Source organism: Methylobacterium mesophilicum SR1.6/6 (assembly GCF_000364445.2).
GTDB lineage: Bacteria > Pseudomonadota > Alphaproteobacteria > Rhizobiales > Beijerinckiaceae > Methylobacterium > Methylobacterium mesophilicum_A.
In genome coordinates this window covers 2,789,345-2,811,643 of record NZ_CP043538.1, presented here as the reverse complement: position 1 = coordinate 2,811,643, position 22,299 = coordinate 2,789,345, and the positions used below count along the sequence as shown (strand labels likewise).

The window sequence follows — 22,299 nt, the reverse complement described above, 5'->3', positions numbered from 1 at the left end:
AGATCGGTGCCGTCGGCGGCTCTGGATTGCCCGCCTCCGGCGTACCCCTTCGGGTCCGGGCTCGCCTGTAGCGCCCCGGAATGACAGTGCGGACTCTGACCGCGTGTCTCCGCCGCCCGCTACCCCGCCAGTGGCAGCGGCGCGATCCGGGCGGGCGCCGCGACACCCTTCCGCTCCAGGAGGCCCGGGGCCGGCACCGGCGCGTTGATGGTGCAGACCACCCCGCTCGGCTCGTAGGAGAGACTGACGTCGCCGGCGAGCTCCCGGGCGAGGCTGCGCTCGATCAGGCGTGAACCGAACCCGGTGCGGGTGGGCTTCTTCACCGGGGGACCGCCGCTCTCGGCCCAACGGAGGTACAGCACCGTTTCCGCCTCGCGGCGCACCGTCCACGAGATCTCCACGCAGCCGCCCTCTTTGGAGAGCGCGCCGTATTTCACCGCGTTGGTGCCGAGTTCGTGCAGCGCCATGGCGATCGAGAGGGCGAGCCGCGGCGGCAGGCGCAGGGCCGGCCCCACCACCCGGAAGCGCGAGGCGCGTCCGTCGGTCGCCTCCAGCGGCCGAATGGCGTCCGCGACCACGGCCGACAGCTCCGCGCCCTCCCAGCTCTCCCGGGTCAGCACGTCATGGACGCGGGCGAGTGCCAGGAGACGCGCCTCGAAGGCGGCCCGGGCCGCGTCGGCCTCGGCGCCCTCCAGGCCGCGCAGGGATTGGGCGGCGATCGACTGCACCGTCGCGAGGGTGTTCTTCACCCGGTGATTCAGCTCGTGGATCAGGAGCAGCAGATGCTCCTCGGCGTTCTTCGCCTCCGAGATGTCGATGTTGCAGCCGGTATACCCGAGGAAGTTGTGGTCGTCGTCGAGCCGCGGCACGCCCTCGCACTGAAGCCAGCGCACCACGCCATCTTTGTCGATGACCCGGACCTCGAGGCGGAACGGGCTGCGGGCGTCGAACGCCTCGGCGAAGGCCGCGCGGAACGAGTCCAGATCGTCGGGATGGACGATCCGGTGCCAGCCGTCATCGGCGAATTCGGCGGCCGGCATCCCGAACAGGTGCTCGAAGTGGAGGTTCGCGAAGCTGACCGCGCCGGTCTCGTCGGTCATCCAGATCAGGGCTGGCGCCGAATCAGCCATGTGGCGGAAGCGTGCCTCGCTCTCGCTCAGCGCCGTCAGGCCGCGCCGCGTGTCGGCGAGCGCCTGGTCGCGCTCCTCCTCCCGGGTGCGCAGCCGCAGCGAGGCGTCCGACAGCACCGTGCCGAGCCGCTCGATCTCGTGCACCGGCGATGACACCCGCGGGATGGCCTCGCCGCGCGCCAGCGCTGGTCCCGAGGCGGCCAGGAGGCGCAGCGGCCGGGAGACGCGGGACCAGAGGTTCACCGCCAGCACCGACGAGGTGGCGAGCACCAGCAGGCCGAAGCCCGCGAAGGCCCAGATCCAGCGCCGCACCCGCGCGTCGACAAGCGCCTGCGGGATGCTGGTGGCGACCATCCAGGCGGTGAGCCGCGAGCGCGCCTCGATGACCACGACGGGCTTGTGCTGGCGGTCCTGCCCCTCCCAGACGCCGGGCGTGGCCGACTGGACCTGCCTAAGGCTGGCGAGGCGCGGGCGGCCGATCACGGCCTCCGGATCCGGCAGGCGGGCCAGCACGATGCCGTTGCGGTCGCTGATCCCGGTGGTCCAGCCCGGCACGACCTCCCGCGAGAGGATGCCCTGCAGGCGGGAGAGCGGCACGGTGAAACTGAGGATGTAGGCGGCCTCGCCGTCCATCATGACGGGCACGCCGACGGCATAGGTGGCCTCGGCGGGGGTCGGACCCGGCACGTAACCGCTCACCATGGCGCGCTGGGCGCCCAGGGCCAATTCCTGATCGAATGGAAGCGCGACCACTGGCAGCGGGGCACCGCGTGGAACACCGGTATTGACCACCTCCTGTCCGTTCGGCCGGCGCAGCAGGACATCGAGGTCGATCGACTCGCGCACGAGCCGCGCCTGCGCGTCGAAGGCCTCGAAGTCGCCCTGGCGGATCCGCGGCGAGGTGGCCAGGGTCTGCAGAACAGAGACCAGGCCGGCCGTGTCGCGATCCAGCGAGAGGCCGATGCCGCGCACGTTCTCGCGCGCGTCCTGCTCGAACCGCGCCCGCTCGGCCGAGGCGTAGCGCATCAGCAGGATGCTGGTGAACAGCAGGCCCGGGCCGATCAGCGCGATGACGAGCGCGATCAGGTAGACCTGCGTCGAGAAGCCGTTGCCCCGGAAGCGACGGAGCCGGCGCGACAGCCAGGATCCGCGCGCCGGGATGAGCGCGGGCACCCCGCCGCCCTCGGTCTGGTGATCCGGACTCAAGCGGGGCCCGTCCCCGGCCCGCGGCATCCCGCGGGCACCTGGCTGTTGCCGCGCCTCATGACCGGTCGATATGGCCGAGATCGCGCTCCGGGTCGAGGTGGTCGCGCACGCGCTGCTTGAGCGCCTTGACGTCGGGGAAGCCGCCGTCGCGCACCCGTTCCCACAGCAGCGCCTCGCCGAGCTCGATGCGGAAGGCGCCGCCCGTTGCCGGGATCAGCGCCACCTCGCCCAGGTCGTCGCGGAAGGTGGAGAGCAGTTCCTGCGCCATCCAGGCTGAGCGGAGCAGCCAGTTGCACTGCGTGCAGTAGGTGATGGCCACGCGCGGCCGTCCGGACCGCGCTGCGCCCTCTGCCGAAACGTCGCTGCCGGGCGTCACGCTCGCTGGCCCCTCGTGCATGATGGCACAGCGCACCGGGCCGGCGGCGTTGTCAACCGTAGACAACGCGCGGTGCCGCGTCCGCCTGCAGGACAGTCGCGCCCCGCGCTTGACGTGCCGGCCCGCCGCGCCCTAGAAGGCCAGCCACCGGGTCGCCGCACTTTCGAGCGCGGGCGAGCGCAAGGCGTGTGCCGGTACGGACGGTTAGCACAGCGGTAGTGCGTTCCCTTCACACGGGAAAGGTCGCAGGTTCGATCCCTGCACCGTCCACCATCTGCCTCCCCCAAAGTTCTGACAAAAGCGTCGGTTTGCCACCCGATTGGCCCGTGCTAAGGGCGCACGATCGGAGAATGCATAAGCTTGGACCCGGCCCCATCCGGGTCGACGGGCACCGGCAGGGGAAGGGCGGAAACAGCGATGAAGGATATCCTCGACAAGCTCGAAGAACGCCGGGCGCAGGCCCGCCTCGGCGGCGGCGAGAAGCGCGTCGAGGCCCAGCACAAGCGCGGCAAGCTCACGGCGCGGGAGCGCATCGAACTCCTCCTCGACCACGGGTCGTTCGAGGAATTCGACATGTTCGTTCAGCATCGCTCAACCGATTTCGGCATGGAGCGGCAGAAGATCCCGGGCGACGGCGTCGTCACCGGCTGGGGCACCATCAACGGCCGCACCGTTTTCCTGTTCTCCAAGGACTTCACCGTCTTCGGCGGCTCCCTCTCCGAGGCGCACGCGCAGAAGATCGTGAAGGTGCAGGACATGGCGCTCAAGATGCGCGCCCCCATCATCGGCATCTTCGATGCCGGCGGCGCCCGGATCCAGGAAGGTGTCGCGGCGCTCGGCGGCTACGGCGAGGTATTCCGCCGCAACGTCATGGCCTCGGGTGTGATCCCGCAGATCTCGGTGATCATGGGCCCCTGCGCGGGCGGCGACGTCTATTCGCCGGCCATGACAGACTTCATCTTCATGGTTCGCGATACGAGCTACATGTTCGTGACCGGCCCCGACGTGGTCAAGACCGTTACGAACGAAGTGGTCACGGCCGAGGAACTCGGCGGCGCCAAGGTTCACACCACCAAGTCATCCATCGCCGACGGGTCTTTCGAGAACGACGTGGAGGCCATCCTCCAGATCCGCCGCCTCCTCGACTTCCTTCCGGCCAACAACATCGACGGCGTTCCCGAGTTGGAGAGCTTCGACGATGTCAACCGTCTCGACGCCTCCCTCGACACGCTAATCCCGGACAACCCGAACAAGCCCTACGACATGGGCGAGCTGATCCGTCGCGTCGTGGACGAGGGCGACTTCTTCGAGATCCAAGCGGCCTACGCGCGCAACATCATCACCGGGTTCGGCCGGATCGAGGGGCGCACGGTCGGCTTCGTGGCCAATCAGCCGCTGGTCCTGGCGGGCGTGCTCGACTCGGACGCCTCGCGCAAGGCGGCGCGCTTCGTGCGCTACTGCGACGCCTTCGAGATCCCGATCGTCACCTTCGTCGACGTCCCGGGCTTCCTGCCGGGCACGGCTCAGGAATACGGTGGTCTGATCAAGCACGGCGCGAAGCTGCTGTTTGCCTACTCGCAGGCGACCGTGCCGCTGGTGACGATCATCACCCGGAAGGCCTTCGGCGGAGCCTACGACGTCATGGCCTCGAAGCATGTCGGCGCCGACGTGAACTACGCGTGGCCGACAGCGCAGATCGCCGTCATGGGCGCCAAGGGCGCGGTGGAGATCATCTTCCGCAGCGAACTCGGCGACCCGGACAAGATCGCGGCGCGCACCGGCGAGTACGAGGACCGGTTCCTCTCACCCTTCGTGGCGGCCGAGCGCGGCTACATCGACGAGGTGATCATGCCGCACTCGACCCGTCGCCGGATCGCCCGGGCGCTGGGCATGCTCCGCACCAAGAAGATGGAGCAGCCCTGGAAGAAGCACGACAACATCCCGCTGTAGTGCGGGCCGCGCGGGGGTCGGCGGGCTGAGCCGTCGGCCTCAGCTCCGGTCGCTGTGCTCGATCACGGCGCACAGGGTCAGAGGCCCCTTGTCGGGCGAGACCATCGCCGAGCAGGTCACCCGCGCCCCGCCAAGGTCCACGTTGCTGTGGCGCAGCTTGGTCGCGACAGCCTGGGCGCGGTGCGCCGCCTCCGTGATCACCGCCGCATCGATGCCGGTCACCGCATGTCCGGCGTGGCCGAACAGATCGTAGTAGGTGTCAGGCGGACTCGCGCCGCGGAACTGGGCTCCGACCGAGGACAGGTCCGGGCTGCCGCAGGCGAGCGTCAGCGTCATGTCCGGACCGGCGGTGAAACTCGCGTAGTCGCTGCGGCGTTCGGCGATCTTTGCGGCGGTCTCCGCCGTCACCTTGTCGATGAGCGTGTTGCAGGACTGCGCAGCGGCGGATCCATGACCGGCCACGAGGGCCGCGACGGCGAGGATGGGGAGCAGGGCGCGCATCCGAGCGAGTTAGCGCGCCTCGATCCGGAAAACGACGGGCGCGGCGTTCCGGCGCGGCCGGCTCAGGCGGCGGGGGTGCGGTCCGTCTGCCCGAGGTCCAGCAGCACGATCTCAGGCGGCACGCCGAAGCGGACGGGGATCCGGCTCATCCCGAACCCACCGGACACGATCATGTGACGGCCGTCCTGCACCACGTGGCCGTAGGAGTAATCGTGCCCATGGACCTTGCGGATCGCGGGCGCACGGCCGAGGATTCGGACCTGTCCGCCATGCGTGTGCCCGGCCAGCGTGAGCGAGACGCGCTCGGGGATCTTCATGAAGATGTCGGGCTCGTGCGCCATCAAGATCACCGGCGCCGCGTCGGTGACGGCCTCCAGGGTGCGCGGCACGTCGGCAAAGCTCACCCATTCCCAGGTCTTCTGGAACGGTTGCTGGTCGGCGAGGCCGGCAATCCAGAACGGCCGTCCGTCCTTCACGAGGCGCACGGCCTGATTCTCAAGCACCGGGATGCCGCGCGCTTCAAGCAGCTTCTTCACCGCCGGGGTCCCGCGTCGGGCGCGCTGCACCGCGTGGTCGTCCCACCAATCGTGGTTGCCCAGGATCGCGTGCGTGCCGAGCGGCGCCTTCAGGCCCTCGACGATCCGGGCGAAATCGGTGAGCGGCAGCTTGCGCCACGCGATCCGACCGGCCGGGTAGTCGCCGAGCATCAGGATGAGGTCCGGCTCCAGCGCGTTCGTGGCGTCTACGATCTCGGCTACCCGGTCGAAGGGCATGAACGGCTCGCAGACGTGGAAATCCGCCAGCACCGCGATCCGCAGGCGCAGGTCCGGATCCCAGCCCGGCAAGGTCGGCGCGTAGGGCGTGACGACCAGCCGGTGCAGCGGCTCGACATCGAAGGCGTAGACGCCCGTCGCGGCCACGAGGCCGGCCCCCGCCCCGAGACCCGTCAGGAACTGCCGTCGACTCGGCAGAATCAGCATGGCGTTGGTCCCGTGGCCCCTCGATCGTGTGGCTGCCCGGCTCGAAGGATAATTCTGCGAACCCGGGGCGGCCCCCTCCATTCTGACATGGGGATGGTTCAAGAAGTCTGAAATCCGGGCCGGACCATGGCTTGACGCCGCAGCCGGTCTATAAGGCATCTCCCGTCGAGCGAAGTGACCTCAGATCCAATGTTGAACCGCCCCCTGCGCATCGGCACCCGCGGCTCCCCGATGGCGCTCGCGCAGACCGGGATGGTGCGTGACCGGATCGTGGCGGCCAATCCCGGGCTCGAGATCGAACTCGTCGTCGTTACCACCGTCGCCGACAAGATCCTCGACCGCCCGCTCTCCGAGATCGGTGGCAAAGGTCTGTTCACCAAGGAGCTGGAACAGGCCCTGTTCGCCGACGACGTCGATGTCGCCGTGCATTCCATGAAGGACGTCGAGACCTGGCTCCCCGACGGGCTGACCATCGCGTGCATCCTGGAACGCGACGACCCGCGGGACGCCTTCCTGTCACCGCACGCGGACGGTCTGGCGGGCCTGACCGAGGGCGCGCGCGTCGGCACCTCGTCGCTGCGCCGCGGGGCGCAGGTGCTGATGCGGCGGCCCGACCTGCGCGTCGTCCCGCTCCGCGGCAACGCCAACACCCGGATGCGCAAGCTCGAGGCCGGCGAGTGCGATGCCACGCTGCTCGCGCTCGCCGGGCTTCAGCGCCTCGGCCTGGAGAGCATGGCGCGCAGCATCCTGCCCGTCGATGAGATGCTGCCGGCCGTCGCGCAGGGCGCTCTCGGCATCGAGTGCCGGACGGACGACGCCGCGATCCGCGAACTTCTGGCGCCCATCGCCTGCGCTCGCACCACGACGGCGATCACGGCCGAGCGGGCGCTCCTCGCCGAGCTCGATGGGTCCTGCCGCACGCCGATCGCCGCCCTCGCGCGGATCGAGGGCGAGAACCTGTCGCTCGATGGCCTGCTGTTCCTGCCGGATGGCAGCCGGCACTGGGCGGTCTCCCGCCAGGGCCTCGCCGCAGATGCCGAGCGCATCGGGCGCGATGCGGGGGCAGCCCTGAAGGCGGCAGCTGGCGATACCTACGCCCGTCACCTCCAGTGAGGGCAGCCTGATGTCCGCGGTGACCGTGGTCGACGTGTTCACCCACGAGGGGCGCGGCGGCAACCCGTGCCCGGTTGTCGCGGATGCTGTCGGCCTCGACGCCGAGGACATGCGGGCGATCGCGGCGCGCTACGGCCACGAATCGGGCTTCGTGCTGCCGGCCGAGGACGATTCGCATGACCTGCGCTTCCGCTTCTTCGTGCCCAACCACGAGATGGAGATGTGCGCCCACGCGACGATCGGGATGCTCTGGGTGCTTGCTCGCCAGGGTCGGCTGCCCGCTACGCCGGTGCGAATTGCCACCGCCAGCGGGTCGGTGACCGGGTTCGTCGCGCCGCGCGGGGCGGATCAATGGGCTGTCTCGATCACGCAGCCGGCCGGTCGCGTCCGGTCGCTCTCGCAGGAGGACGAGACGGCGGTGCTGGCGGCGCTCGGGATCGACCAGGCGACGCTGGCCGAGCGGCAGATCCGCAACGCCGTTACGTCCCGGGTAAAGACCCTGGTGCCGATGCGCGACGCGGCGGCGCTGAACGCACTGACGCCGGAGGCCGGCGCGATCGAGACCGCCTGCGCGCGCATCGGATCGACGGGGCTCTATCCCTACGCCGTCCTGGACGGCCCCGCCCGGCTCTTCGAAGCGCGGCAGTTCCCCCGTGCATCCGGCTACCTGGAGGACGCCGCCACTGGGATCGCCGCGGCAGCGCTGTCCTTCGGACTACTGGAGGATCGCCTCATCGCGGCCGACGATCGACCGATCCGCATCTTTCAGGGCCGGGCCATGGGCCGGCTGTCTGAGATCCGGGTCCGTCCCGGCTTCGCGGATGGCCGGCCCACCGGATGCCTGCTCGAAGGCGACGTACGCGCGGCAGCGCGCTGACGACTCGGCGTTTGGCGGAGCCTTACGACGGGGCCGAGCGGCCGAACGCCTCCCGCTCGCGCATCCGCTCGATCAGGTCGAGGACGTGCACGACCCGTCCACCCAAGTCCCACCAGGGCCGCAGAGCGGCGCGCGGGCGCAGGCCGCCGTGCGGCTCAGACGTGACCGCCTCGATCAGAAATGCCGCCGCCGGGAGAGCCGGCGCCCCGAGATCGGATCCGACCCGATGCGGCCGGGTCGCGCGGGCGATCAGCGCAAGCTTCCTGCCTGCCGTGACCCGGGCACGGCCGGAGACCGAATCAAAGCCGTTCGCGGCGACGATCCGGCCGATCTCGGCATAGATCAGACTCGCGGCCCGGATCGCCGGCCGGCAGCGGGGCGGGAGGGCCTCGATGCCGGCATTTGCGCTGGCGTAGAGCCGGTCAGCCTCGGCGAGCAGCCGCGCCACGAGAGCCGCCAGGGCCGGGCTCGGTCGCGGATCGGCCAGGAACGTCTCGGGGTCGAGATCCGCCTCCGCCATCCAGTTGAGGGGTAGATAGAGACGGCCCATCCGGGCATCCTCGCCCACGTCGCGGGCGATGTTGGTGAGCTGCATGGCCGCCCCGAGGTCGCAGGCGCGAGCGAGGGCGTCGGCGCTCCGGGCGCCCATGATCAGCGCCATCATGGCGCCGACCGACCCGGCGACCCGCGCCGCGTAGGCCTGGAGCGCCTCAAGATCGGCGTAGCGCCGCCCGTCCGCATCCCAGGCGAATCCCTCGATCAGGGCGCGCGGCAGGGCCTCGGGGATGGCGTGGGTGGTCACGACCTCCGCGAATGCGCGATCGGCCGGCGCGTCCACCGGCTGGCCGGCATAGGCGCGCCCGATCCGATCCGTCAGACGCGCCACCGCGTCATGCCGGTCGGCGGATCCCGCGGCCTCGTCGACGAGGTCGTCCGAGAGCCGGCAAAAGGCATAGAGACCATAGGCGGCCTCGCGCACGTCGCCCGGGAGCAGTTGCCCGGCCGCGAAAAAGCTCCGCGACCCGGCGCGGATCGCGGCGCGGCAGGCGGAGCGGTCCGCCGCGGCGGCGAATTCAGGCGGTAACGCGGGCATCGGGGACCACGCTGTCGAGGATGCGGGCGGACGAGAGCACGCCGGGAAGTCCGGCGCCCGGATGGGTGCCGGCACCGACCAAATAGAGGTTGCGCACGGCGCCCGACCGGTTGTGCGGGCGGAACCAAGCGGACTGGGTGAGGACCGGCTCCAGCCCGAAACCGGAGCCGCGATAGCTCCGGAAGTCGTCCTGGAAGTCCTGCGGCGTCGTCACGTGCGACGTGACGATGGCATCCGACAGGCCCGGCAGCACGCTGGTCTCCAAGATCCGGGCAATGCGGCGCCGGTACGGCTCGGCGAGCGCCTGCCAGTCTTGGCCGCCCGCGAGGTTCGGCACGGGTGCCAGCACGTAGAAGGCATCGCATCCCGGAGGCGCGAGGCTCGGATCGGTGGCGGTCGGCCGGTGGAGATAGAGGCTGGCATCCTCGGCAAGGACCTTGCGGTCGAAGATGTCGGTCAACAGTCCCCGGTAGCGGGGTCCCAGGAGGATCGTGTGGTGGTCCACCTGCGGGTAGCGGCGCTTCGTGCCGAAATACCAGACGAACAGACCCATGGACGAGCGGGCGCGGCGGAACCGGCCTGGGCTCCAGCGCTGGGCCTGCGGCAGGAGCTGCGCATGGGTCACGGCGGAATCGGCGTTGGAAACCACGAGGTCGGCCGCGATGATCTCGCCGCTGGCGAGCTCGACCCCCGTGGCCGCCCCGCGCTCCACCCGGATTCGGGCGACGTCGACGCCCAGGCGCACCCGCCCGCGCTGTCCGCGGATCAGCCGCACCAGCCCGTCCACCAGCTGCCCCGTGCCGCCCAGAGCGAAGTGGACGCCCCAGCGCCGCTCCAGATCGGCGATCAGGCAGTAGATGGCGCTTGCCCGGAACGGGTTTCCGCCGATGAGCAGCGGGTGAAAACTGAAGACCGTGCGTAAGCGCTCGTCCCGAATGAACCGCGCCACCACGTCGTAGACCGAACGGTGCCCGGACAGGCGCAGCAAATCCGGAGCGATCTTCAGCATCGACGCGACGCTGCCGAAGGGGACGTGGCCCAGTTGCTCGAAGCCGATGCGGCAGACCGCCCGGCTGTGGGCCATGAAGCGCTCGTATCCGTCGACGTCCTCGGGCGCGAAGCGGGCCACCTCCGCGCGCATCCGCTCCAGATCGCCGCTGTAGGCGAACGACGTGCCGTCGGCGAAGCGGATCCGGTAGAACGGATCCATCGGCACCAGCGTCACGTCATCGGCCAGCCGGCGACCGGCCAGGGTCCAGAGTTCCTCGAACAGCTGCGGTGCCGTGACGATGGTCGGCCCGGCATCGAAGGTGAAGCCATCTTGGCGGTGAACCCGGGCGCGGCCGCCCGGCTGCTCCAGGCGCTCCAGAACTGTCACCCGGTAGCCGCGCGACCCGAGCCGGACGGCCGCGGCGAGGCCGCCGAAGCCGGACCCGATCACCACCGCATGGGGTCGCCGGTCCGTCTCCTGTGCTTCCCTCTGATCGACCGCGAGTGTCAGCATAACTTGACACTAGCGCGGCAAAATCCGGACACGCAAGTTCGAAATTGTCGACGTGGGCTCTCTCCGCCGCCGTTCCCACCGGCGGCGGGCGAACAGATCTGGCCGATCGAAGACTGCCCATCGGCATCGGCTGCCGCTCCCGCTCGACACCCTCCGCGGCAAGGCATGACGGGCACAGGAGTGTTGCAGACCATCAATCGTCGGGATCGGGGCGCCGCGCGCGTGCGAGTTCTCGACGGCGCTGCCGTTGCGCGGATGCCATGCGCCTCAGAAAACGCGTGATTGCGCGGCGATATCGCGCCCGGTGGAGGCTATAGAGCCTCGGCATGCTGCGCGCTCACGTGGGAACGGGAAGCAAAATGGACGGTCGGGGTCAGACCATCTTCGTGGCGGGCCATCGGGGGATGGTCGGTTCCGCGATCGTGCGTCGCCTGCGCGGGTCGGGCCATGAGCGGATCCTGACCGCAGACCGCAGCGTCCTTGACCTGCTCGACCAAGCGGCAGTCCACCGCTTCTTCGCCGAGCACCGGATCGATCAAGTCTATCTCGCCGCCGCCAAGGTCGGTGGAATCCACGCCAACAACACCTATCCGGCCGAGTTCATCCACGAAAACCTGCTGATCCAGTCGAACCTCATCCACGCGGCGCACGCGACGGATGTGGATCGGCTGCTGTTCCTCGGATCGTCCTGCATCTACCCCAAGCACGCCGCGCAGCCGATGCGCGAGGACGCGCTGCTCACGGGCGTGCTGGAGCCGACCAACGAGCCCTACGCCATCGCCAAGATCGCCGGCATTAAGATGTGCGAGAGCTACAACCGGCAATACGGGCGTCGCTACCGCAGCGTGATGCCCACCAACCTGTACGGCCCCAACGACAATTTCCATCCCGAGAATGCCCACGTCCTCCCGGCGCTGATGCGGCGCCTCCACGAGGCGAAGGAGGACGGGCGACCGACCGTCACCGTCTGGGGCACGGGCCGCGCCATGCGGGAGTTCCTGCACGTCGACGACATGGCCCGCGCCAGCGTCTTCGTCATGGAGATGGACGACGCCACGTACGCGGAGAACACACGGCCGGACCTGTCGCATATCAACGTCGGCACGGGCGAGGACTGCACCATCCGCGAACTGGCCGAAGCCCTGGCCCGGGTGATCGGCTATGAGGGGACGCTGGCGTTCGACGCGAGCAAGCCCGACGGCACGCCCCGCAAGTTGATGGACGTGTCGCGCCTGAAGGCCATGGGCTGGCAGCCGGAGATCGGGCTGGAGAGCGGCCTGCGCCAGACCTACCGGTGGTTCCTGGAGAACCACGCGACGCTCCGGCGCTGACCGCGGCCTGATTGCGCTTGACCATCCGCCGGGGAGGAGACGGCTCATGGACCAGCAGCCGCCTGACGAGAGCGAGCGGGCGCGGCGGAAGTTCCTGAAGAACTTCCAGAGCTTCGACGCGAACATCCGCTTCCCCGCACCGTACGTGCAGTTCGCCGGGAAGCCGCTCGCGACCCTGGCCGAGACGGGCTGGCGCTACGACGCGCTCGGCTACCGCAACGACGTCCATGTGGAGGCGCGCAGCCCGGCGGAGACGCTGCGGGTGTTCGTGGTCGGCGACAGCACGCTGGTCGAGGGACAGGTCTTCGCCGACACGATTCCCGGTCGCCTGGAATCCGGCCTGAAGCGGGTCCACGGGCCCGGTGCCCGCGCCTATAATTTCGGCGTGACCTCAGCCTGCCTCAACCAGATGATCGCGCTGATCACCACCCGGCTGATGGATCTCGCGCCGGACGTGATCCTGATCGTCGGCGGCGGCACCGACATCTTCCAGCCCTGGAGCTTCGATCCGCGCGCGGGCTATCCCTACAATCACTTCGCCAGCGAGTGCCTCTACGACTTCATCTTCGATCCCAGGAAGACCGGCGGCGACGCGCCCGAACTGTCCTACGAACGTCTGCAGGACATGATCTTCGGGCGGCTGGAGAACCTGCGGGCGCTGACCAACTGGCAGTCGGACATCTGGGAATGGGAGGTGGTGCGCCAGTTCGAGCTGGGGCTCAAGCGGCTCGCGCGCCTGGCGCCCGGGATCGGAGCCCCGATCCGCTTCCTGCTTCAACCCACCCTGATCCGGAAGACCGAGCGGGCGGGCGACGAGGCCGCGACCGCATCCGGTGAGTTCCTGGCCTATCTCGACCGGCAGTACACGCGCTTCGAGGGCGTCCTCGACCGGCTCGCCGCCGAGATCGGCCCGGACACGCCCTTCGCGGTCCGAGACCTCAGTCGGATGTTCGCCGATGAGCGCCACGCCCTGTTCACCGATATCGTCCACCTGAACGGCGGAGGCCGGCAGAGAATGGCCGACCGGCTCCAGCAGGAAGTGGCCGACACCCTCGGCAAGCCGCTCGGGCCCGTCGCCTAGGCGATGGATGGGCCGATCGTCTTCATCGGCGACTCGATCACCGAACTGTGGGGCTTCCATCGCGCCGCGACCTTCGAGGCGTATGACCTGATCCCCCGCGGCGGCTCTGGACAGACGGCGCGCTGGATCACCATGCGCTTCCGCCGCGACCTGATGGAAACCGGCGCGCACGGCGTCCACCTCCTCTGCGGGGTCAACGATATCGGCCGCAACGAAGGGTTCTTCGTCTCCGCCGAGGAGATCGCACGGACGCTCGCCGGCATGCTGGACGAGGCGCGGGCCCTCGGGGTGAAGGCCTGGGTCGGCTCGATCATGCCGGCGGCGCGCATCCCCTGGAACCCGGAGGTCGAGAACGCACCGGCGATGATCGCCGCCGTCAACACGTGGCTGCGCGAGCACGCACACGAGCACGGCGCGACCTTCATCGACTATCACGCCGTGCTGGCGACGAAGGCCGGAGGGTTGCAGAAGCGGTACGGCACCGATGGCCTGCATCTCAGCCCGGCCGGCTACGCGGCAATCGAGCCCCTGATGCTGTCGGCACTGGGCAAGGCGTCCGAAGCGGCACCCTCGCCCGCCGCGTCGTCGGGGCTCTGGCGGCGCGGTCTTGCACGCCTTGCGGCTGCGACCGCCGCCCTGGGCGTCCGCGTCCGGTGATCAGACCCGGCGCACGGCCCCGCGCGCCGCGCTGGTCGTCAGCATCGCGTAGGCGCGCAGGGCCGCGCTGACCCTGCGCTTGCGCGGGCTCGCCGGCTGCCATCCCGCCGCGTCCTGCGCGGCCCGGCGCCGCTCGAGCTCGTCCGGTTCCACCTCGAGGCGGATGCTGCGGTTCGGGATGTCGATGGCGATCGTGTCGCCGTCGCGCACGAGGCCGATCAGGCCGCCCTCGGCCGCCTCCGGCGAGACGTGGCCGATCGACAGGCCAGAGGAGCCACCCGAGAAGCGTCCGTCGGTGACGAGGGCGCAGGCCTTCCCGAGCGCCTTCGATTTCAGGTAGCTCGTCGGGTACAGCATCTCCTGCATGCCGGGCCCGCCGCGAGGGCCCTCGTAGCGGATCAGCACGATTTCGCCCGCCGTGACCTTGCCGTTCAGGATGCCGTCCACCGCCGCGTCCTGGCTCTCGAACACCCGGGCCGTCCCCGTGAAGGTCAGGATCGAGGCATCGACACCCGCGGTCTTCACGATGCAACCCTGCTCGGCAAGGTTGCCGAACAGTACGGCGAGACCGCCGTCCTGCGAGTAGGCGTGCGCCGCGTCGCGGATGACGCCGCCTTCGCGGTCGAGGTCGAGTTCGTCGAAGCGGGACTCCTGGCTAAAAGCCACCTGGGTCGGCACGCCGCCGGGGGCTGCCCGATAGAAGGTCTGCACCGACGCGCTGGGGGCCGCGCGCACGTCCCACCGCGCGAGAGCATTGCCCAATGTCCCGGCCGAGACGTTGCCGACCTCCGTGTCGATCAAGCCGGCCCGGTCGAGCTCGCCAAGGATGCCCATGATCCCGCCGGCGCGGTGGACGTCCTCCATGTGGACGTTGGCCACCGCCGGGGCGACCTTGCACAGCACCGGCACGCGGCGCGACAGGCGGTCGATATCGGCCATGGTGAACGGCACCTCGCCCTCGTGGGCGGCGGCCAGCAGGTGCAGCACCGTGTTGGTCGAGCCACCCATGGCGATGTCGAGGGTCATGGCGTTCTCGAACGCCTTGAAGTTCGCCACGGCGCGCGGCAGCACGCCCGCGTCGTCCTGCTCGTAGTGGCGCCGGGCCAGATCAACGATCAGGTGGCCGGCCTCGACGAACAAGCGCCGGCGGTCGGCGTGAGTCGCCAGCACCGAGCCGTTGCCCGGGAGCGCGAGGCCCAGCGCCTCGGTCAGGCAATTCATGGAATTCGCCGTGAACATGCCCGAACACGAGCCGCAGGTCGGGCAGGCCGAGCGCTCGATCACCGCGACGTCCTCGTCGGAGATCCGGTCGTCGGCCGCCGCGATCATCGCGTCGACGAGGTCGACCTTCCTGGCGATGCCTGGCAGCTGAACCTTGCCGGCCTCCATCGGGCCGCCCGAGACGAACACCGTCGGGATGTTGAGGCGCAGGGTCGCCATCAGCATGCCGGGGGTGATCTTGTCGCAATTCGAGATGCATACCATCGCGTCGGCGCAGTGCGCGTTGACCATGTACTCGACCGAATCGGCGATCAGTTCGCGAGACGGCAGCGAGTACAGCATCCCGTCATGACCCATGGCGATGCCGTCATCCACCGCGATGGTGTTGAACTCCTTGGCGACGCCGCCGGCCGCCTCGATCTCGCGGGCGACCAGCTGGCCGAGATCCTTGAGGTGGACGTGGCCCGGCACGAACTGCGTGAAGGAGTTCACCACGGCGATGATCGGCTTGCCGAAATCGGAATCCTTCATGCCGGTGGCGCGCCAGAGGCCGCGGGCACCGGCCATGTTGCGGCCGTGGGTCGTGGTGCGGGAGCGATAAGCGGGCATCGGAACGATCCGATCAGTTCGAAGGTGAGGCGGCTTCTGCGCCGGCACCGCCGCGGCTGCAAGCGTCGCCGAGGGGCACGCAGGCATGGCATGCTCCTGGCGGATGGCAGCTCCCGGCGGATGGCCGCCAATCAATGCGGGTGGCGCGATGACAGATGTGGATTTCCTCCGGCGCGCCATCGCGCAGGGGCAGGGCCGCGGCGAGGCCGACCTCGTGCTGAAGGGTTGCCGCTTCCTCGATCTCGTCACCGGCGACCTCGTGCCGTCGGACATCGCGATCTGCGGCGACCGGATCGTCGGCACCTTCGGCACTTATCGCGGGCGATGCGAGATCGACCTGACCGGGAAGGTCGTGGTGCCCGGTTTCATCGACACGCATTTCCACGTCGAATCCTCGTTGATGCCGCCGCAGGAATTCGAGCGCTGCGTCCTGCCGCACGGTGTCACCACGGGGATCTGCGATCCGCACGAGATGGCCAACGTCCTGGGGACCGAGGCCTTCGCGTGGTTCCTCGCGTCGTCCAGGACCCTGGCGATGGACCTGCGGGTTCAGCTCTCTTCCTGCGTTCCGGCGACCGACCATCTGGAGACCTCCGGCGCGCGGATCACGGCCGCCGACCTGATGCCCTTCGCCCAAGATCCGAAGGTGATCGGGCTCGCCGAGTTCATGAACTTTCCCGGCGTGCTGGCGGCTGATCCGGCCGTGCTGGCGAAGCTCGCGGCCTTCCAGGGCCGGCACATCGACGGCCACGCGCCGCTCCTGCGCGGCGAGGCGCTGAACGGCTACATCGCGGCCGGCATCCGCACGGAGCACGAGGCGACGACGCCCGCAGAAGCCCTCGAAAAACTGTCCAAGGGCATGACCGTGCTGATCCGGGAGGGCTCCGTCTGCAAGGATCTGCATGCCCTGGCGCCGATCCTAACCGAGCGCACGGCCCCGTTCCTCGCCTTCTGCACCGACGACCGGAACCCGCTCGACATCGCCGAGGAGGGCCACCTCGACTACGTCATCCGCACGGCCATCGCGCTGGGCGCGCCGCCGCTCGCCGCTTACCGGGCCGCGTCGTGGTCGGCGGCCCGCGCCTTCGGCCTGCACGACCGCGGCCTCGTGGCGCCCGGCCAGCGGGCCGACCTCGTGGTGCTCGACGATCTGGCCGCCTGCGCGGTCTCGCGGGTCATCAGTGCCGGGCGGCCAGTGGACGAAACCCTGTTTGCCGCCCGCACACCCGTGGCGCCGATCGGGCGCGGCAGCGTGCGGGCACGGCGCGTCGCGGCCGCGGATTTCGCCGCCCTGGGCTCCGGGCCGTCGACGCCCGTCATCGGCGTTGTCCCGGGGAAGATCATCACGCTCCGGTGCGACCTGACGCTGCCCTACTCCCACGGAGAGCGCCGTATCGATCTCGGCCAGGACGTCATCAAGGTCGCCGTGGTGGAGCGGCACGGCCGGACCGCACCCGGCGAACGCGGCATCGGGGTCGCCTTCGTGAAGGGTTTCGGGCTGCAGCGGGGCGCGATCGCCTCGTCGGTGGGGCATGACAGCCACAACATCACGGTGGTCGGCGCGGACGAAGTCGACATGGCCGTGGCGGTCAATCGCCTCGGCCAGATCGAGGGCGGTTTCGTGGTGGTCGCGGACGGTCAGGTCCTCGCCGAGATCGCCCTCCCGCTCGCCGGCTTGATGAGCCTGATGCCGTTCGACGTCATCCGGCGGGACCTCGTCACACTGAGGGCCGCCGCGCGCGGCCTCGGCGTCGTCCTGCCCGAGCCGTTTTTGCAGGTGGCCTTCCTGCCGCTGCCGGTCATTCCCCATCTCAAGATCACCGACAGGGGGTTGGTCGATGTCGACCGGTTCACGCTGATCGATCCTTGAAATTAGATTGCGCGCAATTTAAATGGGGGTAGGCGGATGCCCGCCACACCCTAGATGCCGCCTACCAACCCGATACCGGAGTTCGCTATGTCCGTAGACGTAAAGTACCGCACAACTGCCACTGCCACCGGCGGCCGCGACGGCGCCGCGCGGACCGCGGACGGCAGCTTCGAGGTCAAGCTTTCGACCCCGAAGGAGCTGGGCGGTGCGGGCGGCCCGGGCGCGAACCCGGAGCAGCTCTTCGCCTCGGGCTACTCGGCTTGCTTCCTCGGCGCCATGAAGGCTGTCGCCCCTTCGCTGCAGCTCAAGGTCCCGGCTGATACCAGCGTCACCGCTGATGTCGGCATCGGCCCGCGCTCCGAGGGCGGTTTCGGCATCACGGCCGACCTGACGATCAGCCTGCCGGGCCTCGACCGGACCGACGCGCAGAAGCTCGTGGACGCCGCCCATCAGGTGTGCCCGTACTCGAACGCCACCCGCGGCAACGTCAGCGTCGGCCTGAAGCTCGCCTGAGATCAGGTCCTGCGGAGCCCGCCACTCGGGGGCTCCGCTCGACGACGCGGAGTTGCGCGTCGTCCCGCATGCCCCCGGCGGCGCATGCAGACCATCACCGTCTTCGCGAGCGCAGCGAAGCAATCCAGTCGGCGCATCGTTCTCCCACGTGGCGCCGCTTTGGGTCGCTTCGCTGCGCTCGCGATGACGGCACGCGTCGTCGGCAGATCAGGCCGTCGTCTCTCCTTGCCGAGATGCAGGGTATGTCCGGCATTCGCTAATCGGGCCGACCGCCCCCGCATGCACACCCGGCCCGCCTCATCGAGCGTCACGCCCTCGAATTCTGGCCCCGTCAGCCGGCCGCAGACCCGACATGTCTGGTTGGCGGTCATCGGTGACACGCCGCGGTAACGGAAGATCCGCGGCACCCGACCCAGCAGCTTCGTCGCGAGGTTCATCAGCAGCGTCGCCTGCATCGGTCCGTGGACGACGAGGTCCGCGTAGCCCTCGACCTGCGTGGCGTAGGGCTGGTCGTAGTGGAAGCGGTGGCCGTTGAAGGTCATCGCCGAGTATCGGAACAGCAGCGTCGGTGTGGCCGGCACGGACCAGACCGCCGCGTAGGCTTCCGCGTCGTCGCGCTCGGCTTCGACGGCGCGCCCGGTCTGCGCCGAGGCCGCCTCGCGGTAGACGATGTCCTGCCGCTCGCGAATCGCGATACCGCGCTCCGTCGCCACCGCGTGATCGACGGTGACGAAGCACAAAGCCCCGCTGCGCCCTTCCTTGAAGACGACGTCCCGCACGGTCTCGGTGCGCGTCACCAGTTCGCCCGCGCGCAGCTCCTGGACGGTCTCGATCTCCCCGCCGGCCCACATGCGCCGCGGCAGCGGGACCGGCGGCAGGAACCCGCCCTTCGCGGCGTGGCCGTCCGGTCCCAGGGAATCCGCGGGCGGTGTCTCAGGGGCGAGGCACCAGTGCAAGGCCGGCCAGGCATCGCCCTCGGCGACCGGCGCCAGATGCGGCGCGAGGGTCGCGCGGAACTCGGCCAGCAGGCGCGGCGTGACGAGGTCGGACGCGGTGCGCATCCGGCCGATCCAGGCGGCGAGATCCGTCATGATCAGTACGAGCGCGGCATGCCGAGCACGTGCTCGGACAGGTAGGCGAGGATGAGGTTCGTGGAGATCGGCGCAACCTGATACAGGCGGGTCTCGCGAAACTTGCGCTCGATATCGTATTCCTCGGCGAAGCCGAAGCCGCCATGGGTCTGAATGCAGGCATTGGCGGCCTCGAACGAGGCGTCGGCGGCGAGCATCTTGGCCATGTTGGCCTCCGCGCCCGGATTGGCGCCGCCCTCGTAGAGCGTCAGAGCCTCGCGGACCATCAGCTCCGCCGCCCGCATGTTGGCGTAGGCCTTGGCGATCGGGAACTGGACGCCCTGGTTGGCGCCGATCGGTCGGCCGAACACGGTACGGTCACCGGCGTAGGCCTTCGCCTTGTCGATGAACCACTTCGCGTCGCCGACGCACTCCGCGGCGATGAGGATTCGCTCGGCGTTCATGCCGGACAGGATGTAGCGGAAGCCCCTGCCCTCCTCGCCGATCAGGTTCTCCGCCGGAACCCGGAGGTTATCGAAGAAGACCTCCGTGGTGGCGTGGTTCATCATCGTGCGGATCGGCCGGATGGTGAGGCCGCTGCCTTTCGCCTCGCGCATATCGACGAGGAGGACCGACAGGCCGTCGGTTCGCTTCATCCCGTCGGCGCGCGGGGTGGTACGGGCCAGCAGCAGCATGAGGTCCGAGTGCTCGGCGCGGCTCGTCCAGATCTTCTGGCCGTTGACGAGGAAGTGGTCGCCCTCGCGGCGCGCCGTCGTCTTCAGGCTGCTGGTGTCGGTGCCGGAGGTGGGCTCGGTGACACCGAAGGCCTGGAGCCGCAGGCGCCCCTCCGCGATCGCCGGCAGATATTCGGCCTTCTGAGCATCCGAGCCATGCCGCAGGAGGGTGCCCATCGTGTACATCTGCGCGTGGCAGGCGCCGCCGTTGCAGCCTGCCCGCTGCACCTCCTCCAGGATCGCCGCGGCGGCCGAGAGCGGCAGGCCGGAGCCGCCGTATTCCTCCGGTATCAGGACCGAGAGGTAGCCGCTCTCGGTGAGCGCGTTCACGAACTCCGTCGGGTAGGCCATCTCCCGGTCGAGGGCCCGCCAGTAGGAGCCCGGAAAGCCCGCGCAGAGCTTGGCCACAGCCTCGCGGATCTCGGTATACGACTCCATCGCGCGCTCCTCAGGCCGTGCGGCCACCGTCGACCGGCAGGTCGACCCCGGTGATGAACTCGGCCTCGTCGGAGGCGAGGAACAGGGCCGCCGCCGCGATGTCGCGCGCCTCCGACAGGCGCCCGAGCGGAATCGTGGCGATGAACCGCTCCCGGTTTTCCGGGGTGTCAGCCATGCCCATGAAGTGCTCGAGGAGGCCGGTGGCGCCCATCACCGGGCAGAGGGCGTTCACCCGGATCTTCCAGGGCGCAAGTTCGAGGGCCAGGGACTTCGAGGCGAGGCTCGCCGCTCCCTTGGAGGCGTTGTACCACGTCAGCCCCGGCCGCGGACGCAGGGCCGCCGTCGAGCTGACGTTGAGGATGACGCCGCCGCCCGCGTCGCGCATCAGCGGCGCGATGGCGCGGACGTAGTGGAAGATCGACTTCACATTGACCCGGAACACGCGGTCGAAATCGTCTTCCGTCACCTCCATGAGCGGCTTGTTCCGGTGCGTCGTGCCGGCGTTGTTGACGAGGATGTGCGGCACCCCGAAGCGCTCGCGGGTGGCCGCGATGCTGGCTTCGACATCGGCGGCACTGCCGACATCCGCGCCGATGGCGAGGGCCTTGGCGCCGATCCCCGACGCGACACGCTCCGCCGCCGCCCGATCGATATCCACGCAGGCGACCACGGCCCCCTCGGCCGCGAAACGCTCGGCGATGCCCGCCCCGAAGCCGCCACCGGCGCCCGTGACGATCGCGACCTTGCCGTCGAGCCTCATCGTCCCCTCCCGCTTTCTCTCGTGTCCCGAGTCTAGGTCTTCAGCGCGCGGAGGCGAACTCCGCGCGGATGCGCGCACTGTGCGCGCCGATGCCGGGCACGGGGCCCAGTGCCCGGACCTGCCCGTCGATCAGGACCGGCGGAGCCACGATGCTGGCCGGCCCGGCCGGGGTCTGGACTTCGGCGCGGATGAGGGCGGGATGGGTGGTGAGGTCGGCCAGCGTATTGACGAAACCGTAGGCGGTCCCCGCCGCCTTGAGCCGCGCGGCCGCCCCGTCGCGGGTCAGCCGCACCAATGCCGAGCCGATGCGGAGGTCGACGGCCGCGCGATTCGCCACGCGGGCGTTGTTCGAGGCGAAGCCCTCGGCAGTCGCGAGGTCCGGCTCGTCCAGGACGCCGTCGCAGAAGCGCGCCCATTCCCGCTCGTTCTGGATCGAGATCAGCACGAGGCTGCCGTCGGCCGTCGGAAAGGCGCCGTACGGGCAGATCGTGGGATGGGCGAGCCCGACCCGCTGCGGGGCGCGTCCGGTCCCTTCGAAGTAGAGGAGCGGCACGTTCATCCAGTCGGCCGCGCCGCTGAACAGGCTGACCTCCAGGGCGCAGCCCTGGCCCGAGATCCCGCGGGCGATCAGCGCTTCCAGCACGGCCGCGTGCGCGTCCATCCCGCAGGCGACGTCGCAGACGGAAACGCCGACCCGCCCCGGACCCGCCGGGTGGCCGGTGATGCCGGCAAGCCCGCTCTCGGCTTGGACCAACAGGTCGTAGGCCTTCATGTCGCTGTAGGCATGCCCGGCGCCGTAGCCGGAGATGTCAACGGTGATCAGCCGCGGATGGCGTGCCCGCAGCTCGGCGACGCCGAAACCGGCGCGGGCGGCTGCCCCGGGCGCGAGGTTCTGCACGAAGACATCGGCCTGCGCGAGGATCGCGTGGAGCAGCCGTGCGTCGGCCGGGTCCTTGATGTCGGCGACGAGGCTCTCCTTGCCGCGGTTGAGCCAGACGAAGTAGCTCGCCAGCCCGTTGACGGCCGCGTCGTAGCCACGGGCGAAATCCCCCTCCGGCCGCTCGATCTTGATGACCCGCGCGCCCGCATCGGCGAGCCGCGATGTGCAGTAGGGGGCGGCGACCGCCTGCTCCAGGGCGAGGACGGTCAGGCCTCGCAGCGGCAGGTTGTGGCTCATCCGCGTCCTCTGGCCGAATCCAAGCGCCGAATCCAAGCCCCGCGGGGCCGGTGCGCGCTCAACTGGAACGCACTCGGCCCATGCCAAGCCGGACGCGATGACAGGGCG

18 protein-coding genes, 1 tRNA gene and 1 pseudogene are annotated in these 22,299 nt (G+C 69.8%); 9 read left to right on the top strand and 11 right to left on the bottom strand.

The window, feature by feature from the left end; genetic code table 11:
• Positions 1–119: 119 nt before the first annotated feature.
• Together MMSR116_RS13375 and MMSR116_RS13370 are read right to left on the bottom strand one after the other, a co-directional pair.
• Entirely contained in the window at positions 120–2,336 is a 2,217-nt protein-coding gene (locus tag MMSR116_RS13375) for a sensor histidine kinase (protein ID WP_010682637.1), read from the bottom strand.
• 55 nt (positions 2,337–2,391) lie between these two features.
• Positions 2,392–2,733 (bottom strand): SelT/SelW/SelH family protein, encoded by a 342-nt coding sequence (locus MMSR116_RS13370; RefSeq protein WP_051072121.1) that lies wholly within the window; start codon positions 2,731–2,733, stop codon positions 2,392–2,394.
• Between the two features lie 177 nt (positions 2,734–2,910).
• On the opposite strand from MMSR116_RS13370, the gene MMSR116_RS13365 reads away from it, so the two are divergent.
• A tRNA-Val gene (locus tag MMSR116_RS13365) sits at positions 2,911–2,985 on the top strand.
• A gap of 144 nt (positions 2,986–3,129) precedes the next feature.
• The gene (locus MMSR116_RS13360) at positions 3,130–4,662 is read left to right on the top strand and encodes an acyl-CoA carboxylase subunit beta (RefSeq protein ID WP_010682639.1); all 1,533 of its coding nucleotides are present in this window, start codon (positions 3,130–3,132) and stop codon (positions 4,660–4,662) included.
• Between the two features lie 39 nt (positions 4,663–4,701).
• Here MMSR116_RS13360 and MMSR116_RS13355 read toward each other — a convergent pair whose 3' ends face one another.
• Positions 4,702–5,163 (bottom strand): hypothetical protein, encoded by a 462-nt coding sequence (locus MMSR116_RS13355; protein ID WP_010682640.1) that lies wholly within the window; start codon positions 5,161–5,163, stop codon positions 4,702–4,704.
• A gap of 62 nt (positions 5,164–5,225) precedes the next feature.
• Entirely contained in the window at positions 5,226–6,143 is a 918-nt protein-coding gene (locus MMSR116_RS13350; protein WP_010682641.1) for a metallophosphoesterase, read from the bottom strand.
• A 189-nt stretch (positions 6,144–6,332) separates the two neighbouring features.
• Here MMSR116_RS13350 and hemC point away from each other — a divergent pair, with 189 nt between their 5' ends.
• Both hemC and MMSR116_RS13340 read left to right on the top strand, forming a co-directional pair.
• Positions 6,333–7,256, top strand: a complete 924-nt coding sequence (gene hemC, locus MMSR116_RS13345) for a hydroxymethylbilane synthase (RefSeq protein ID WP_010682642.1) — start codon at positions 6,333–6,335, stop codon at positions 7,254–7,256.
• A 10-nt stretch (positions 7,257–7,266) separates the two neighbouring features.
• Positions 7,267–8,133, top strand: coding sequence for a PhzF family phenazine biosynthesis protein (locus tag MMSR116_RS13340; protein ID WP_010682643.1), 867 nt, complete (start codon positions 7,267–7,269; stop codon positions 8,131–8,133).
• Positions 8,134–8,155: 22 nt separating this feature from the next.
• Here the strand turns inward: MMSR116_RS13340 and MMSR116_RS13335 are convergent, their stop codons facing one another.
• Both MMSR116_RS13335 and MMSR116_RS13330 read right to left on the bottom strand, forming a co-directional pair.
• Positions 8,156–9,226, bottom strand: coding sequence for a phytoene/squalene synthase family protein (locus tag MMSR116_RS13335; protein ID WP_010682644.1), 1,071 nt, complete (start codon positions 9,224–9,226; stop codon positions 8,156–8,158).
• The gene (locus MMSR116_RS13330) at positions 9,207–10,730 is read right to left on the bottom strand and encodes a phytoene desaturase (protein WP_010682645.1); all 1,524 of its coding nucleotides are present in this window, start codon (positions 10,728–10,730) and stop codon (positions 9,207–9,209) included. Before MMSR116_RS13330 ends, MMSR116_RS13335 begins: the two co-directional genes overlap by 20 nt.
• A 359-nt stretch (positions 10,731–11,089) precedes the next feature.
• On the opposite strand from MMSR116_RS13330, the gene fcl reads away from it, so the two are divergent.
• The 3 genes from fcl to MMSR116_RS13315 are packed head-to-tail and all read left to right on the top strand — an operon-like array spanning position 11,090 to position 13,799.
• Entirely contained in the window at positions 11,090–12,061 is a 972-nt protein-coding gene (fcl, locus tag MMSR116_RS13325) for a GDP-L-fucose synthase (RefSeq protein ID WP_010682646.1), read from the top strand.
• 46 nt (positions 12,062–12,107) lie between these two features.
• Positions 12,108–13,142, top strand: a complete 1,035-nt coding sequence (locus tag MMSR116_RS13320) for an SGNH/GDSL hydrolase family protein (RefSeq protein WP_010682647.1) — start codon at positions 12,108–12,110, stop codon at positions 13,140–13,142.
• Positions 13,143–13,145: 3 nt separating this feature from the next.
• Positions 13,146–13,799 (top strand): GDSL-type esterase/lipase family protein, encoded by a 654-nt coding sequence (locus MMSR116_RS13315; RefSeq protein ID WP_010682648.1) that lies wholly within the window; start codon positions 13,146–13,148, stop codon positions 13,797–13,799.
• On the opposite strand, the gene ilvD is transcribed toward MMSR116_RS13315, so the two are convergent.
• Positions 13,800–15,629, bottom strand: a complete 1,830-nt coding sequence (gene ilvD, locus MMSR116_RS13310; protein WP_010682649.1) for a dihydroxy-acid dehydratase — start codon at positions 15,627–15,629, stop codon at positions 13,800–13,802.
• A 148-nt stretch (positions 15,630–15,777) separates the two neighbouring features.
• On the opposite strand from ilvD, the gene ade reads away from it, so the two are divergent.
• Both ade and MMSR116_RS13300 read left to right on the top strand, forming a co-directional pair.
• On the top strand, positions 15,778–17,499 hold the full coding sequence (gene ade, locus MMSR116_RS13305; RefSeq protein ID WP_039892335.1) for an adenine deaminase: 1,722 nt from the start codon (positions 15,778–15,780) through the stop codon (positions 17,497–17,499).
• An 87-nt stretch (positions 17,500–17,586) separates the two neighbouring features.
• A complete protein-coding gene (locus MMSR116_RS13300) occupies positions 17,587–18,012 on the top strand; it encodes an organic hydroperoxide resistance protein (RefSeq protein ID WP_010682651.1) in 426 nt (141 codons plus the stop codon).
• Between the two features lie 266 nt (positions 18,013–18,278).
• Here MMSR116_RS13300 and MMSR116_RS13295 read toward each other — a convergent pair.
• The 4 genes and pseudogenes from MMSR116_RS13295 to MMSR116_RS13280 form a co-directional block, all read right to left on the bottom strand.
• Positions 18,279–19,103, bottom strand: a pseudogene (locus MMSR116_RS13295) (FAS1-like dehydratase domain-containing protein); the annotation flags it as partial.
• 2 nt (positions 19,104–19,105) lie between these two features.
• Positions 19,106–20,254 (bottom strand): acyl-CoA dehydrogenase family protein, encoded by a 1,149-nt coding sequence (locus MMSR116_RS13290; RefSeq protein ID WP_010682653.1) that lies wholly within the window; start codon positions 20,252–20,254, stop codon positions 19,106–19,108.
• Between the two features lie 10 nt (positions 20,255–20,264).
• The gene (locus tag MMSR116_RS13285; protein WP_010682654.1) at positions 20,265–21,014 is read right to left on the bottom strand and encodes an SDR family oxidoreductase; all 750 of its coding nucleotides are present in this window, start codon (positions 21,012–21,014) and stop codon (positions 20,265–20,267) included.
• Positions 21,015–21,054: 40 nt separating this feature from the next.
• Positions 21,055–22,191: a CaiB/BaiF CoA transferase family protein gene (locus tag MMSR116_RS13280; RefSeq protein ID WP_010682655.1), complete on the bottom strand. Its 1,137-nt coding sequence runs from the start codon at positions 22,189–22,191 to the stop codon at positions 21,055–21,057.
• Positions 22,192–22,299: the final 108 nt, after the last annotated feature.

What these genes read in the sequence shown, in the direction of transcription:
- ade (WP_039892335.1), top strand. Translation starts at nt 15,778, where the DNA reads ATGACAGATGTGGATTTCCTCCGGCGCGCCATCGCGCAGGGGCAGGGC.
- MMSR116_RS13315 (WP_010682648.1), top strand. Translation starts at nt 13,146, where the DNA reads ATGGATGGGCCGATCGTCTTCATCGGCGACTCGATCACCGAACTGTGG.
- MMSR116_RS13360 (WP_010682639.1), top strand. Translation starts at nt 3,130, where the DNA reads ATGAAGGATATCCTCGACAAGCTCGAAGAACGCCGGGCGCAGGCCCGC.
- MMSR116_RS13335 (WP_010682644.1), bottom strand. Translation starts at nt 9,226, where the DNA reads ATGCCCGCGTTACCGCCTGAATTCGCCGCCGCGGCGGACCGCTCCGCC.
- ilvD (WP_010682649.1), bottom strand. Translation starts at nt 15,629, where the DNA reads ATGCCCGCTTATCGCTCCCGCACCACGACCCACGGCCGCAACATGGCC.
- MMSR116_RS13355 (WP_010682640.1), bottom strand. Translation starts at nt 5,163, where the DNA reads ATGCGCGCCCTGCTCCCCATCCTCGCCGTCGCGGCCCTCGTGGCCGGT.
- MMSR116_RS13350 (WP_010682641.1), bottom strand. Translation starts at nt 6,143, where the DNA reads ATGCTGATTCTGCCGAGTCGACGGCAGTTCCTGACGGGTCTCGGGGCG.
- MMSR116_RS13330 (WP_010682645.1), bottom strand. Translation starts at nt 10,730, where the DNA reads ATGCTGACACTCGCGGTCGATCAGAGGGAAGCACAGGAGACGGACCGG.
- hemC (WP_010682642.1), top strand. Translation starts at nt 6,333, where the DNA reads ATGTTGAACCGCCCCCTGCGCATCGGCACCCGCGGCTCCCCGATGGCG.
- MMSR116_RS13370 (WP_051072121.1), bottom strand. Translation starts at nt 2,733, where the DNA reads ATGCACGAGGGGCCAGCGAGCGTGACGCCCGGCAGCGACGTTTCGGCA.
- MMSR116_RS13285 (WP_010682654.1), bottom strand. Translation starts at nt 21,014, where the DNA reads ATGAGGCTCGACGGCAAGGTCGCGATCGTCACGGGCGCCGGTGGCGGC.
- fcl (WP_010682646.1), top strand. Translation starts at nt 11,090, where the DNA reads ATGGACGGTCGGGGTCAGACCATCTTCGTGGCGGGCCATCGGGGGATG.
- MMSR116_RS13340 (WP_010682643.1), top strand. Translation starts at nt 7,267, where the DNA reads ATGTCCGCGGTGACCGTGGTCGACGTGTTCACCCACGAGGGGCGCGGC.
- MMSR116_RS13280 (WP_010682655.1), bottom strand. Translation starts at nt 22,191, where the DNA reads ATGAGCCACAACCTGCCGCTGCGAGGCCTGACCGTCCTCGCCCTGGAG.
- MMSR116_RS13320 (WP_010682647.1), top strand. Translation starts at nt 12,108, where the DNA reads ATGGACCAGCAGCCGCCTGACGAGAGCGAGCGGGCGCGGCGGAAGTTC.
- MMSR116_RS13300 (WP_010682651.1), top strand. Translation starts at nt 17,587, where the DNA reads ATGTCCGTAGACGTAAAGTACCGCACAACTGCCACTGCCACCGGCGGC.
- MMSR116_RS13290 (WP_010682653.1), bottom strand. Translation starts at nt 20,254, where the DNA reads ATGGAGTCGTATACCGAGATCCGCGAGGCTGTGGCCAAGCTCTGCGCG.